General features: G+C 67.8%; 11 protein-coding genes. 10 read left to right on the top strand and 1 reads right to left on the bottom strand.

The annotated features are described in order from the left end of the window. Nucleotide 1: 1 nt before the first annotated feature. The 10 genes from ACFW6D_RS15005 to ACFW6D_RS15050 all read left to right on the top strand — a co-directional run bounded on the left by ACFW6D_RS15005 (nucleotide 2) and on the right by ACFW6D_RS15050 (nucleotide 12813). Nucleotides 2-742: a 16S rRNA (uracil(1498)-N(3))-methyltransferase gene (locus tag ACFW6D_RS15005; protein ID WP_379328414.1), complete on the top strand. Its 741-nt coding sequence runs from the start codon at nucleotides 2-4 to the stop codon at nucleotides 740-742. A gap of 203 nt (nucleotides 743-945) precedes the next feature. Next, nucleotides 946-2010, top strand: coding sequence for a PhoH family protein (locus tag ACFW6D_RS15010; RefSeq protein ID WP_379328501.1), 1065 nt, complete (start codon nucleotides 946-948; stop codon nucleotides 2008-2010). A gap of 181 nt (nucleotides 2011-2191) precedes the next feature. Beyond that, complete coding sequence (gene ybeY, locus ACFW6D_RS15015; RefSeq protein WP_379237560.1) at nucleotides 2192-2740, top strand: rRNA maturation RNase YbeY; 549 nt, start codon at nucleotides 2192-2194, stop codon at nucleotides 2738-2740. Then, nucleotides 2737-4098: a hemolysin family protein gene (locus ACFW6D_RS15020; RefSeq protein WP_379328416.1), complete on the top strand. Its 1362-nt coding sequence runs from the start codon at nucleotides 2737-2739 to the stop codon at nucleotides 4096-4098. The genes ybeY and ACFW6D_RS15020 overlap by 4 nt, the downstream gene beginning before the upstream one ends. Further along, complete coding sequence (locus tag ACFW6D_RS15025) at nucleotides 4091-4426, top strand: cytidine deaminase (protein ID WP_379328418.1); 336 nt, start codon at nucleotides 4091-4093, stop codon at nucleotides 4424-4426. Before ACFW6D_RS15020 ends, ACFW6D_RS15025 begins: the two co-directional genes overlap by 8 nt. Next, nucleotides 4419-5330 (top strand): GTPase Era, encoded by a 912-nt coding sequence (era, locus tag ACFW6D_RS15030; RefSeq protein WP_379328420.1) that lies wholly within the window; start codon nucleotides 4419-4421, stop codon nucleotides 5328-5330. Before ACFW6D_RS15025 ends, era begins: the two co-directional genes overlap by 8 nt. Nucleotides 5331-5420: 90 nt before the next feature. Next, nucleotides 5421-8249, top strand: a complete 2829-nt coding sequence (locus tag ACFW6D_RS15035; RefSeq protein WP_379328422.1) for an ABC transporter substrate-binding protein — start codon at nucleotides 5421-5423, stop codon at nucleotides 8247-8249. Between the two features lie 139 nt (nucleotides 8250-8388). Next, a complete protein-coding gene (locus ACFW6D_RS15040) occupies nucleotides 8389-10002 on the top strand; it encodes a serine/threonine-protein kinase (protein ID WP_379328424.1) in 1614 nt (537 codons plus the stop codon). Further along, nucleotides 9989-11194 (top strand): hypothetical protein, encoded by a 1206-nt coding sequence (locus tag ACFW6D_RS15045; protein WP_379328426.1) that lies wholly within the window; start codon nucleotides 9989-9991, stop codon nucleotides 11192-11194. Before ACFW6D_RS15040 ends, ACFW6D_RS15045 begins: the two co-directional genes overlap by 14 nt. A 5-nt stretch (nucleotides 11195-11199) precedes the next feature. Continuing rightward, nucleotides 11200-12813, top strand: coding sequence for a serine/threonine-protein kinase (locus tag ACFW6D_RS15050; RefSeq protein ID WP_379328428.1), 1614 nt, complete (start codon nucleotides 11200-11202; stop codon nucleotides 12811-12813). A gap of 1 nt (nucleotide 12814) precedes the next feature. Here ACFW6D_RS15050 and ACFW6D_RS15055 read toward each other — a convergent pair whose 3' ends face one another. After that, nucleotides 12815-14242: an amidase gene (locus ACFW6D_RS15055; RefSeq protein ID WP_379328430.1), complete on the bottom strand. Its 1428-nt coding sequence runs from the start codon at nucleotides 14240-14242 to the stop codon at nucleotides 12815-12817. Nucleotides 14243-14371 lie beyond the last annotated feature (129 nt).

The raw sequence follows: 14371 nt of genomic DNA on the forward strand, positions 1-14371 counted from the left end.
CGTGGCCGCGACGGTCTTCTACCTCGACGAGGTGCCAGAGCCGGGCGCCGTCGCGGTGCTCGACGGTCCGGAAGGTCGCCATGCCGCGACCGTGCGCCGGATCAAGGTCGGCGAGCCGATCACCCTGTCCGACGGACACGGTGTGCTCGCCGACTCCGAGGTCGTCGCGGCCCAGAAAGACCGCTTGGAGCTGGCCGTGCGCAACCGTCGTACCGCCACACCACCCACCCCACAGGTGACCGTGGTGCAGGCCTTGCCGAAATCGGATCGCTCCGAGCTGGCCGTGGAGTTGATGACCGAGGCGGGCGCGGACCTGATCGTCCCGTGGCAGGCAGCGCGGTGCGTCGCCAACTGGGAAGCCAAGGCCGCCAAGGGGATCGAGAAATGGCGTGCGGCGGCCAAGTCCGCGGCTCGCCAGTCCCGTCGCGCCTACATCCCGGAGATCGCAGGCCTGCACCGCACCCGTGACCTGGTGGAACTGGTGCGCGAAGCCAAGGCCGACGGCGCGATCGTCGCCGCCCTGCACGAATCCGGCGCGGGCAAATTCACCGAACTTCCCCTCGACAAGGCGAGCGAAGTGGTGCTGATCGTCGGCCCCGAAGGCGGCCTCGACGACGCCGAACTGACCGCCCTCGAAGAGGCCGGTGCCGACATCGTGCTCCTCGGCCCGACGGTTCTGCGCACCTCCACCGCGGCCGCTGTCGCGCTCGGTGCGCTGGGGGCGTTGACCACGCGCTGGTGAGCAGGAATGGACTGTCGAGGTATCGGGTATTCCCACCGAGGTCGCGCACGGCATACCACGGGCCCGATTTTTAACCGCTGTGCGGTGTCGGTACCCAGCGGTAAACTGATCTCATCGAACACCAGGTCGAAACCGGAAGCAGGCTGTAGCCACTTTTGAAGAACTCAGGCGAGATCGGCAACCCCACCAACCCCGTAGCAGACATCGGCGCAGGCGGTAACAGTGCTGGTCCCGCGCCGCGTTCCGTGCGATCCAGCATCGAGCTCGCCCCCGAGTCGGTGTTCGGCTTCCTCGGCTCGGCCGACCAGAACCTCCGTCAACTGGAGAAACTGCTCCCGGCCGATATCCACGTTCGTGGCAACACCGTCACCATCACCGGTAAAGCGGGCGATGTGGCGCTGGCTGAGCGCGTGATCGAGCAGCTCGTGGCGATGACCGGCCGCAGTCGGGTACTCACCCCGGAGACGGTGCGCCACACCATCTCCATGCTCACCGACGAGGGCATCTCCGAATCGCCCGCCGAGGTACTGAGCCTGGACATCCTGTCGCGGCGCGGCAAGACCATCCGCCCCAAGACGCTGAACCAGAAGCGCTATGTCGACGCGATCGACGCCAACACCATCGTGTTCGGCATCGGCCCCGCCGGCACGGGCAAGACCTACCTGGCCATGGCCAAGGCGGTGCAGGCCCTGCAGTCCAAGCAGGTCACCCGCATCATCCTGACCAGGCCGGCGGTCGAGGCGGGCGAGCGGCTCGGCTTCCTGCCCGGCACGCTCAACGACAAGATCGACCCGTACCTGCGCCCGCTCTACGACGCCCTGCACGACATGATGGACCCCGAAGCCATTCCCAAGCTGATGGCCTCGGGCGTCATCGAAGTCGCGCCGCTGGCGTACATGCGTGGTAGGAGCCTCAACGATTCGTTCATCATTCTCGACGAGGCGCAGAACACCACGGCCGAGCAGATGAAGATGTTCCTCACCCGCCTCGGCTTCGGCTCGCGCATGGTGGTCACCGGTGACATCTCGCAGGTCGACCTGCCGAACGGGCAGCGCTCGGGCCTGCGGGCGGCCGCGGAGATCCTCACCGATATCGACGACATCCACTTCTCGGAGCTCACCAGCGCCGACGTGGTCCGCCACCGGCTCGTCTCCGACATCGTCGACGCCTACGACCGCTTCGAATCCGAGACCCGCGCGCTCCCCGGCCCGCACTACCCGGGCAATCGCGCCCAGCGCAGGGCCGCCGGTCGAACAGATCGCCGGTAACCTACGCAGTGCCCATGGCCGGGCGGGCCGGCGATCGTGTCCCTGACGGGCCCCGATCCTTCCCTCCCGCCGGGCACTCCTTCGTCGCACCCTCCGGTCAGTCCAGAATCGAGGCGGGACACGATCAAGCTGGCCCGATGCCGCTCCCGGCGGCGTCGGGTCGGCACCGTACCCTGAACAGGTGAGCATCGAGATCGCCAACGAATCGGGTATGGACATTCCCGAAGAAGACCTGGTCAGCGTCGCACGTTTCGTGATCGCCCGGATGGATGTGCATCCGGCCGCCGAACTGTCGATGGTGCTCGTCGATCTCGACACCATGGCCGATCTGCACGTACGCTGGATGGACCTGCCCGGCCCCACCGACGTGATGTCGTTCCCGATGGACGAGCTAGAGCCCGGCGGTCGCCCCGACAGCCCGGAGCCCGGCCCGTCCATGCTCGGCGACATCGTGCTGTGCCCGGAATTCGCGATGGGTCAGGCACAGAAGGCCGAGCACTCGCTCGATCACGAGCTGGCCCTGCTCACCGTGCACGGCGTGCTCCACCTGCTCGGCTACGACCATGCCGAGCCGGAGGAGGAGAAGGAGATGTTCGCGCTGCAGGGCCAGCTGCTCGAGGAGTGGTATGTGAGCCTGAGCGAACAGCAGCGCCTCGCCGAGCTGGCCGAGCGCGACGATCGACTACTTGGCAAGGCAGGTTTCACCGCACCCGGTGAAGGACCCGCGTGAGCGCACTGACCCTGATCCCGCTGGCGATCGTGTTGATCGGCATCGGCGGGGTGTTCGCGGGTGTGGACTCGGCACTGAACACGGTGTCACGAGCCAGGCTCGACGACATGGTCCGCGAGGATCGTCCCGGTGCCGCGCGCCTGCGCAAGATCGTCGACGATCGTCCACGCTATGTGAATCTTGTTGTCCTGCTGCGCATTCTGTGCGAGATCACCGCCACCGTGCTGCTGGCCGCGGCGACCTTGGAACTGTGGACCGAGAGCACGGCGCTGTTGGTCACCGCCACGCTGATGGTCCTTGTCTCCTACGTCGTGATCGGCGTCGGCCCGCGTACCCTCGGCCGCCAGCACGCGTACTCGATCGCTCTCGCCGCCGCCGTGCCGCTGCAGATCATCGGCGCGGTACTCAGCCCGGTCAGCCGACTGTTGATCCTGCTGGGCAACGCGATCACCCCCGGTAAGGGATTTCGCAACGGCCCCTTCGCTTCCGAGATCGAGCTGCGCGAAGTGGTCGACATGGCCCGCGAGCGCGGCGTGGTGGCCGACGACGAACGCCGGATGATCCAGTCGGTCTTCGAACTCGGCGACACCCCCGCCCGCGCGGTGATGGTGCCGCGCACCGAGATGGTGTGGATCGAAGACGACAAGACCGCCGCCCAGGCGATGTCCCTAGCTGTGCGTTCGGGCCATTCCCGCATCCCGGTGATCGGCGAGAACGTCGATGACGTGCGCGGCGTGGTCTACCTGAAAGACCTTGTGCCTTACGCCGATCGAGCCCGCAAGGTGTCGGTGCGCGATGTCATGCGGCCCGCGATCTTCATCCCCGACTCCAAACCCCTGGATGCACTCCTCGACGAAATGCAGCGCCACCGCAACCACATGGCGCTGCTGGTCGACGAATACGGCGGCATCGCGGGTCTGGTGACCATCGAGGACGTGCTCGAGGAGATCGTCGGCGAGATCAACGACGAGTACGACACCGACGAAACCCCACCCGTGGAAGACCTGGGCGAGGGCCGCTACCGCGTCTCCTCGCGGGTATCGGTGGAAGACCTGGGGGAGCTGTACGGCCTCGAGATCGAGGACGACGACGTCGACACCGTCGGCGGGCTGCTCGCGCACGAACTGGGCCGCGTCCCACTGCCCGGTTCCAAGGTGACCGTCCACGGGCTGGTGCTGCGCGGCGAAGGCGGCGCCGACGCACGCGGTCGCATGCGGGTCAACACCGTGCTGGTGCGCCGAGCCTCCGACAAAGCCGACAAGAAGACCGACAAGCCCCGCAGGGGCACGACCGACGAGGCAACCGCCGACACCGACCAGGTGCGCGTGCCTGACGACAACGGAGAAAACCATGAGTGAACTGGACGCCGAGGACAACAAACTGCTGGTACTGGCGCGTGGCGCGCTGGGCCGCACCGGGGGCGCGAGCGGCGCCGCGATCCGCGACACCGACGGCCGCACCTACGCCGCAGGCGAGGTGACGCTGACCGCGTTGCGCCTGACCGCACTGCAGGCCGCCGTGGCCGCCGCGATCTCGAGCGGCGCAGAGGGCTTCGAGGCGGCAGTCGTCGTCGGCGGTGACTCCGACGACGCGGGCATCGAAGCGGTCCGCGAGGTCTCACCCTCGGCTTCGATCGTTCGTACCGACCGCAGCGGCGCCGTCCTGAGCGAGGTGCACGGTGGCTGACTCCGGCAAGGAATTCCATTCCGGCTTCGTCTGTTTCGTCGGCCGCCCCAACACCGGCAAGTCGACGCTGACCAACGCCCTGGTCGGCACCAAGATCGCGATCACCTCCTCGCGCCCGCAGACCACCCGCCACACCATCCGCGGCATCGTGCACCGCGAGGACGCCCAGCTGATCCTGGTCGACACCCCCGGCCTGCACCGCCCGCGCACCCTGCTCGGCCAGCGCCTCAACGACCTGGTGCGCGACACCTATTCCGAGGTCGACCTGATCGCCCTGTGCATTCCGGCCGACGAGAAGATCGGTCCCGGCGACCGCTGGATCGTCGAGCAGATCCGTATGATGGCGCCCAAGACCAAGATCCTCGGCGTGGTGACCAAGATCGACAAGGTGGGCCGCGACGAGATCGCCCATCAGTTGATGGCGCTGTCGAAGCTGCTCGGCCCCGAGTCCGAGGTCATTCCGGTGTCGGCCGTGAAGGGCGAACAGGTCGAGGTGCTCGTCGACCTGATCGCCTCGCAGCTGCCCGTGGGCCCGGCCTTCTACCCCGACGGCGAGATCACCGACGAGCCGGAGGAAACCCTCATGGCCGAGCTGATCCGCGAGGCCGCCCTCGAGGGTGTGCGCGACGAACTGCCGCACTCGCTGGCCGTGGTGATCGACGAGATCGAGCCGTACGAGGCGAACGAGGACATGCTCGAGGTGCATGCCCTGCTGTATGTCGAGCGGCCGAGTCAGAAGGCGATCATCATCGGCAAGAACGGTGCCCGCCTCAAGGAGGTCGGCACCAATGCCCGCCTGCAGATCGAGAAGATTCTCGGCACCCGCATCTACCTGAACCTGCACGTGAAGGTCGCCAAGGATTGGCAGCGGGACCCGAAACAGCTGGGGAAGCTGGGCTTTTGACCGTTTGAGTGTCGGTCCTTCGGGGTATCGTTCGGCGAACACGTCGGTTCTTCCGGCGTGCTTCGCTGATCGCCCGGGGAGGCCGAAGAAGTGCCCGATGCCAATGATGTCGGCAAGCTGCTGGAGCTGCTGCGGGCGCTCGAGATTCCCGATACTCGCCCGCGCGTGCTGCGCACCCTGGTACACGGGCGGCGTGCGTTGCCACGCCCGATCGTCGAGGTGGTCGGTGTGCCCGAGCACACGGCGCTGGTCGGCGAAATCTACAACTGGCTCAGCGAAACCGGTGGCAGCCGGGCGGCGCCGCGGGCCAGGGTCGATCTGCACGCGCTGCCGCCCATGGTGCTCACGCCTGATCTCGCCGCGATCGACGCGGGCCCGACCGCCGGTGACTCGGAGATCTCCGGGCACTGCCTGCCGATCGTCCAGCATCTGGTGGCGAATTTCGCCGCCGACGACACCGCGATGGGAGCCATCAAGTTCCCGCGCTATCGCACCGCCGATTGGCTCACCCGCCAGCGGGTGACCTCCGACGAGTCCGAGGCGGCCGACGAACTGCGCCGCAGGCTCCCCAAACTGCTCCGCAGCGGTTCGTCGTCCAACCGCTCCGACGCCACCGAAGGTGTTGCGGGCGGCATGGTTTCGAGCGTGGTCTTCGCTGTGCTGGCGCTGTGGCCGGTGCTGCGGTTGTGGCTGTGGGTGTCCGGGCGCATTCCAGGGATGTCGAAGGTGACCCGGTGGTTTCTGCATCAGCGCTATCTGGCACCCGAATTGTCGGGCAGTTTCCTGGGTTTCGCGTCCCGGCTCACCCTGCCGCACCGGATCGACGAGAACGAGGATCAGGTCGGCAAGCTCCTCGTCCACGCCTTTCTCGAGGACCTGCGCGATGCCTACAAGCGCCGGATCTGGCGGCCGTCGAGCTGGCGGCGCACCGCCTACCCGGTGGCTCTGTTCAGTGGCCTGAGCGAGGGCGGCGACGGTGCCCGCATCCTCACCTGGATCAATGAAATCCGCAACGAGACCGGCCTTTTCGATCCGCTGGTGGTGCTGGCGTTGCGCAACGAAGGGCCGAACCGCGAGGTAGGCGAGATCTCGCACATCAGCGATCTGCGTCCGCTACGCACCCTGGACAGTCTCGCCGACGCCCCGACTCCGCAGCCGCCCGATCCGCTGCAGGAGTGGATCCGCGAGATCGACAACCGGCGCACCCACCGCCGGGCCGACGCCTGGTTCCTGCCGTTGCGCGCGATCCTGCCGCCCGGTAGCACGCCCCGCGTGACCGACAGCCGATTCCGTGGTCTGGCACTGCCGCCCGCGCCGCCGCTGGCCGCGCGCAGCTGGTTCGTCGGACTGTGCGTGCTGATCCCGATCGCGCTCGCCGTGGCCGCGACACTGGTCTACTTCCCGCCGCTGCGGGGTGTGGAGTGCTCGCACTGGCCGTGGACCGGCGGCGTCTCGGTGAGCATGCGCGACGGGGAATGTGTCGGCTACAGCGACAACCCCCGCCAGACCTTCGCCGACGACCCCGAGCTCTCGGCGATGCAGCGAGAAGTGTTCCGGCTCAACGCTGATGCGGTGCGAGCGCGCGAGAGCAACCCGAACCGGCCTCTGATCTCGCTGGTGTATTTCGCGGGTCTGAGCTACGTCGACACCAATGTGCGTTACCCGCATGCCCAGGTCGAGGAACTGGCCGGGCTGGCGGTGCAGCAGCGTAGCGCGTTGCTTGCCTCCGACGAATCGGAACCGTTGCTGCGCATCATCATCGCCAACGGCGGTTCCGATATGCGCCATGCCGGGTGGGTGGTCGACCACCCGTTGCGCGAGCTGGTAGCCGATGACCCCAGCGTGCTGGGAGTGGTGGGAATCGATCGCAGCAACGACGAAACCCGCAGTGCCATCACCCGTCTCGGTGAGCTCGGTGTTCCCGCCGTGGCCACGACCTTGTCCGCCGACGGCCTCGAACAGGCGTCGCCGCTGTATTTCCAAGCGGCACCGAGCAATAGCGTGCAGGCCCGCCTCGTCGCCGACTATGTGCAGGGTGCTCGCGATCTCAATGGCGGCCGCCGCTACGACAGGGTGACGATCTATCACCCCGAGGCCGAGGGCGATCTGTACGTGACCACGCTGGTCGAGGACCTGCAGAAGGAACTCACCAAACGCGGTGTGGCGCAGGAGAGTAAGAGCTGGCGCGAACAACAGCAGCTCTACCGTTTCCCCGCGCCCTGCGAGACCGCCGAATTCGACCGCAACACCCTGCTGTTCTTCGCAGGCCGCAACGACGACTTCCCGACCTTCGCCAAATCGGTGAGTCGCGGCTGCGTGAGCGGCGCGGGCCCGGCGATCCTCGGCAACGACGCGGTGACCAGGCTGATCACCGACCCGAAGGCCACCGGCGCGCTGCCCGCCAACCTCACCGTTCGCTTCGTGTCCAAGGCCTCGACGGTGATGCTCGGCGGCGCCGATTGCGTCAACGGCATCGGCAAACTCGGCGACCAACCGGTGCCGTTCGAACACGAACAGCTGTGCACCGAGCTGGCCAGGCTGATCGAGGACCTGCGCGGCTATCCCGGCCTCACCGACTACCGCCCCACCTGGGCAGGCGACCGCACCGGCCTCGCCTTCGACGTGAGCGGCCTGTTCCTGCAAGCCGTGCGCAACAGCCGAGGCGTCCTCGCCGAACCGAACCGCACCGCCATCGCGGTCCAATTGCGCGAGTCCGACTTCCGCGGCATCACCGGCACCCTCGGCTTCTCCACCAGCCGCGTCGCCGACGGCTCCTCGATCGCGGTCCTGGTCACCACCGCGGTCGGCGGTGGTGGTCCACAGCGCTGCCTGATGATGTTTCCCCGGCAGCCCGGCCAGGACGGATGTCCCTCGGGCACGAAGAGCAACCTCGAAGGGTGGACCGAACCGGGGCGGTAGGGCTCGAACATCGCAATTTACCCACCGCACAGCCTGATTGGTGCTGTTATAGTCGCTCGAAAGCGGCCGGGAGCAGCGATTTCCGGGCGCCGCCGCCGGAAGGGTCCCGGCGGCGCGTTGGACTGTGGGAGACCGGCGGGTGAGTATTGCCGAAGGCGCGGAATTCGCCGGCTATCTGATCGAGCGGCGACTCGGCGCGGGCGGGATGGGCACCGTCTACCTGGCCCGTCATCCGCGTTTGCCGCGCTACGACGCGGTGAAGGTGCTGGCCGAGGACAACGCCACCGACGCGGAATTCCGGGCCAGATTCCTCCGCGAAGCCGAACTGGCTGCCGCACTGCAGCATCAGAACCTCGTGGCAGTACGAGACCGTGGTGAGTTCGACGGCAAACTCTGGATCGCCACCCAGTACGTAGCGGGATTCGATGCCGCCGAGCTGTTGCGTCGCGCGGGTGCGGGGCTCGAACCTGCTCGTGCGGTGCACATCATCGGTGAGGCCGCGCGCGGTCTCGACGAAGTCCATCGCGCCGGATTGCTGCACCGCGACGTGAAACCGGCCAATATCCTCGTCGCCGAGGAGCCGGGGCAGCCGGATCGGGTGCTGGTCACCGACTTCGGCATCGCCCGCCGCGCCGAGGACACCGCCACCCTCTCCGCCGGCGGTCTCACCGCGACGCTGTCCTATGTCGCACCCGAGCAGCTGGCGGGCGGCCGCGTCGATCACCGCGCCGACGTCTACTCCCTCGGCTGCACGCTGTTCCAATTGCTCACCGGCACAGTGCCGTTCCCTCGGCAAACGCCGGCTGCGGTGATGTACGCGCATCTGCACGAGCCGCCACCCCGCCCGTCGTCACTGCGTCCGGAACTGCCCGCCGCATTCGACGAGGTGATCACGCGGGCCATGGCCAAGGACCCCGCGCACCGGTACCCCTCCTGCGGTGCGTTGGCCGCGGCCGCTCGTGATGCGGTAGCGGCCGGGCAGGATCGGCCGGCTCCTGACCCGGTCGGCGCGATGCCCAACGCCTCCAGCCAACCGCCGCCCGCCGCCGACATACGGCCGCACGACGCACTCGATGCTCGCGCGAGCGTGGGTATCAGCTCGGCGGACCCGTTCGCTGTCGCGCTCCTGCCGCGCCGCTCGGCTTTCGGTCGGTTCATCCGCCGCCGTGCGTTTCTGACCCTGACAGCGGTATTGCTCGTCGGTATCGTGACGGCCGCCGCGTTCGGCGCCAGCCGATCCGACGAAGCGTCGACGAGCGCGCTGGTCACCACCTCGCCTCCGCCGCTGCCGCCCGCCACCGCGTGGGGAGTCCACAGCTTCATCGCCGACACGTTCCCTGATCTGTTGCCCGCGTTCCAATTCGGTGCCGGCTATCAAGAGCTGACCGGCTGCTTCGTCTACGACGAGAAGTTCACCACGCTCGCGCTGGACAAGGCCGCGCCGGTCGCCGTGCTCGGCTGCGCGGGCAACCGGGATCCGGCGCTGACGGTGAAGGCGGTCTGCAATTCCGATCGATCCCGGATTCTCGCGCCGCTGAGTACCGATCAGGTCGAGGGCAGCCGGCAGTGGCAACGGCCGACCGGTAGCGGAACAGTGCAGTGGGGCACCAACGTCGGGATCGAGAAGATCCGAATCGGTTTCCTGCACGTATTTTTCGACGATCCGGCTCGTTCGTTCTGCCGGATCGAGGTGACGGGCGGAGATTCCGGCGTCCAGCTGCGAGAACGGTGGTGGACCGATGCGCCGCTCTGACATCTGCGACGGATTCGGCGCGCTGATGGTGGTGGCGCTGCTGAGCGCGTGTACCGTGCCGGGGTCCGCGACCGCGCTACATCCCGATCTCGACCGGCTGGATTATGGCTCGTATCAACATATTCCACTGGTGGCCCCGGTCGATCACGATCTCTACACCGGCAAGGTCGTGGAGTCGATGCGGCTGGGGGAGGTGATGATCAACCCGGCAAAGGCCGACGTGGCCTTGTCGCAACCCGCCGACACGATGGCCGCGGTGCCGCTGCCGACTCCGGCCAAGGTCGCGGGCGTGCTGTCCGAGCAGGCGCGTGCGGTATTGGAACGGCACGGCATGCTCGCCGGATTCGCTGTCGCGGGCAAGGATTCGGCAGGCACGCGCAGCTTGACGATCGTGGCACTGCGGATGCCCGACGCTGCCGCGGCGACGAAGGCCGCGGCAGAAATCGATGCCGCCGATGCCGCTGTCAACCATGAGAACGTCGCTGTGCAGATCGCGCGACATCCAGCCGCCCACGCACACTGGCGTCCGACCGTGCCCAGCGTCGCCGCCACCGTCGTCGAGGGCGCCTACGTCGTGAGCGTGCTGGCACAGCACCCCACGACAGATCTCGCCGCACTGACCACTTTGGTTGGCAAGGCGTTCGATGCCCAGCTCCCCGAACTGGGCCGTTTCGTCGCCACGGCGCCCGAGCAGCTCACCGCCCTGCCGGTGGATACCGACGGCATGCTCGCCAGGTTGGTACCGGAGAAGCTCGGCCGTTGGTCCGCACCGGCGGTCCTGCTGATGGATCTCGACCGGATCGCCGGGGGAAAGGTGCTGCTGCAGGCCAGCGGCGTGGTCTTCGGCCCGAATGCCGCCTACCTGTGGGGTAACCGCGAATCACGCTCGACGACCGAGCGTTTCGCGATGATCGGATACGACGCACTGAAGCGTGAGCCCGACGCGGTGACGGCCCGGCACGCGTTCGAGCGCAGCAAACGGGCGTTCGCAGCCGAAGGTATGCGCTCCTGGCCCGGCCCTGCGGGCACCGACGACATCCTGTGCTTCAACGACGCGGGCAGCCTCGAACACGTTCGATACTTCTGCCGGGTGCTCCATGGACGTTATGTCGCAACAGTATTCGCGCCGACCGAGCAGCAGGTGATGCAGAAGGCGGCCGCCCAGTACAGCCTGCTCGTCCGGGCGCAGTGACGGTGGTGAACTTGCGGCCCGGCGCGGTTTTCGCCGGATACCTGATCGAACGCGTGCTCGGCAGTGGCGGAATGGGAACGGTGTACGCCGCGCGCCACCCTCGGCTTCCCCGACTCGACGCACTGAAGGTGCTCAGCGAAATACACAGTGCTGAACCGGAATTCCGTGCGCGCTTCATCCGCGAAGCCGAGCTGGCTGCCCGGATCGACCACCCGAATGTCGTCGCGGTGCACGATCGCGGCCTGGACGAGGGCGCCCTGTGGATGACGATGCGGCTGGTCGCGGGTACCGACGCTGCCGCATTGCTGCGCACGGGCCCACCCGATCCCCTGCACGCCGTCCACATCGTCACCGAAGCGGCGGCGGGCCTGGACGCCGCACACCGCGCCGGGCTGCTGCACCGCGACGTCAAACCGGCCAACCTCATGCTCGAACGACGCCCCGGCGAGCCGGACCGGGTGCTGGTCGCCGATTTCGGCATCGCCAAAGCAGGCGCCGACAGCACCGCCCTCACCGAAGCGGGCACCTTCGTCGCCACCCTTGCCTACGCGGCCCCGGAAGTGATCGTGATGGGTCACGTCGACCACCGCGCCGACGTCTACGCCCTCGGCTGCACCCTGTTCGAACTTCTCACCGGTCGCAAACCCTTCCCGCGCGAAACCCCGGCCGCCGTGATCGCCGCCCACCTGTACGAACCCCCGCCGCACCCCACAGACCTCAACCCCGACCTCCCACCCGATGTCGACGCGGTGCTCACCCGGGCACTCGCCAAGGACCGCGACGCCCGCTATTCCACCTGTGGCGCCCTCGCGGCAGCAACGAACGCAGCCTTCGGCACCCCTGTCGCGCCGACCGCTCGAGCCCCGCACAGTGCGCCACCGCTGCCGCCGGATGCTCGGTCGGGTTCGGCTTCGAGGCCGACCGCGATATCGGTCAGCGGCCAGGCCGCGACATCGAGTCCCGTGTCGGTGGCGCCGAACGGCGGGCCAGGGGCGCAGGCGCCGGGGAGCACGCGTCGGCCTCGTGCTCGGCTGACGATGGCGCTGACCGCGGCGATCTGTCTTTCGGTGGTGCTGGTGGGTGTTGTCGTGGCGAACCGCGATGCGGGCACGGTGACCCAGCCTCCCACCCCGCCAACGACAACGGTCGCCACCGAACAGGGTTGGGAGCGTTATCAATACGTCGCGAACGCGCTGCCGACGCTGCTGCCCAGCGGCCCTTTCGCCAGCGGATACCAGGGAATCCGTTGCGTCGCAGTAGATCGCGAGCACAAGCCGGTGCCGCTGAATCAGCATCCGGACCGGGTCGGCACCCTCACCTGCAATGGTGACCGCAACCCAGTCGAGCGAATCTCGGCGAACTGCAACGCCGATCGCACACCGACCACGGCCGCTCCGCTACCGGAGAACTCGACGGTTCTCGACGAGCCATGGGAGCGGTCGTCGAGTCGCGGGCGCGTCATCGTCCAGGACGCCGAGGGCCTGACCGCGAACACCACGGTCGGTGTCATGTTCGTGACGTTCGAGGACGTGGCGAGGAACTTCTGCATACTCACCGTGTACGGCGGTGCGTCGGGCCGCGATCTCTACGACCGCTGGTGGCCGTACGCACCGCTGTGACTCACCACCACTGCGCGGGTCGTTCCCGATCCCAGTGCAACGCCGATTCCAGTTGCGCGGCAAGCGAAATCAGCAGCGGTTCGGTGTTCGCCGTGCTCATCAGTTGCGCGCCGATCGGCAGTCCGGTGTCGGTGAATCCGGCAGGTACGTTCACACTCGGCCAGCCGAGAACGTTCCACGGCCACGTGTACGGGCACGCCGCGGTGATCAGGTTGTTGGTCGCACCGGCTCCGATTCCGTCGATCTCCTCCACGCGTGGGGGAGGGGTCGCGGTGGTGGGCGCCAGCACCAGGTCGTAGTCGTCGAAGAACGAACCGATCCGCTTGTGCAGCAACGGTTCCGCCCGCCGTGCCGCGGCGAGAACGGGCCCGCCGAGAACGCGGCCGATGCGTGCATTGGCCGTGGTCCGTGGGTCGACGACGGACCCCGGCATGTTCCGGTGCACCCGGCTGATCCCCGCCAGCGAGCGCGGCAGGAAGGACGCGCCGATCATCAGCCCGTAGTGCAGGTCCGTCACGGTGACGCTATGGCCGAGCGAGCGAAGGGTGGTGGCGAGCGCGTGTACCGCCGCCGCGATCTGTGGATCGAGCGCGGTCTTGGTCGCGGTGTACGGAATGTTCAGGGAGAGCGCGATTCTGAGCTTGCCGGGGTCGCGCCCGACAGCCGCGCTCGCGTCGATCGGCGCGGGCTTGTGCCGGTCGCCGTCGTGCGGTCCGGCGGCGATGTCGAGCAGCAGTGCCGCGTCGCGCACGGTGCGCGCGAGTGGTCCGTTGACGGTGAGCCCGTTGAACGACTCCGCCAGCGGCCAGGTGGAAATCCGCCCACGCTGCGGTTTGATCCCGACCAGATTCGTCCACGCCGCCGGAATGCGCACCGACCCCGCACCGTCGGAACCCAGTGCGGCAGGGACCAATCCGGCCGCGACCGCCGCCGCCGACCCACCCGATGATCCACCCGGCGTATATGCCTGATCCCACGGATTGCGCGTATAGCCGAACGCATCACCACTGGTGAACGGCAACTGCCCCAGTTCACAGGTATTGGCCTTGCCCACGATCACCGCGCCCGCCGCCCGCAACCGGCGCACCGATTCGGCGTCGGTGGTTTTCGGCGCGAACTCCCCGCCACAGCCGAACGCGGTGACCTCGCCGGTGATGTCGGTGTCGTCCTTGACCGCGATCGGCACGCCGAGCAGCGGCAGTCGCACACCCGCGGCCAACCTGGCATCGGCCTCGGCGGCCTCCTTCAGCGCCGCCGCGCGACGCACGACCCGAAACGCGTTGAGCGTCGGCTGCGACGCCTCGATCCGGTCGAGCGCGTCGGTCACGGCCGCAACCGAGGAAACGCTGCGCTCGGCGAGGGCAGCGGACAGTTCGGTGAGTCCGAGATCGGCCGGGGAATTCGGCGCGATGGGGTCGGGCGCGGACATGTGAGCTCCGTCTCTGCAGGTGGTGGCTCGACCGTAACGCGAAACTGGTCACTCGTCCACATCCCCTAGGGTGGGTATAGACATACATACTGCATGTATGTAACAGTGAGTGGGCCCAGCATTCGACCA

Source organism: Nocardia sp. NPDC058705 (assembly GCF_042749305.1).
GTDB lineage: Bacteria > Actinomycetota > Actinomycetes > Mycobacteriales > Mycobacteriaceae > Nocardia.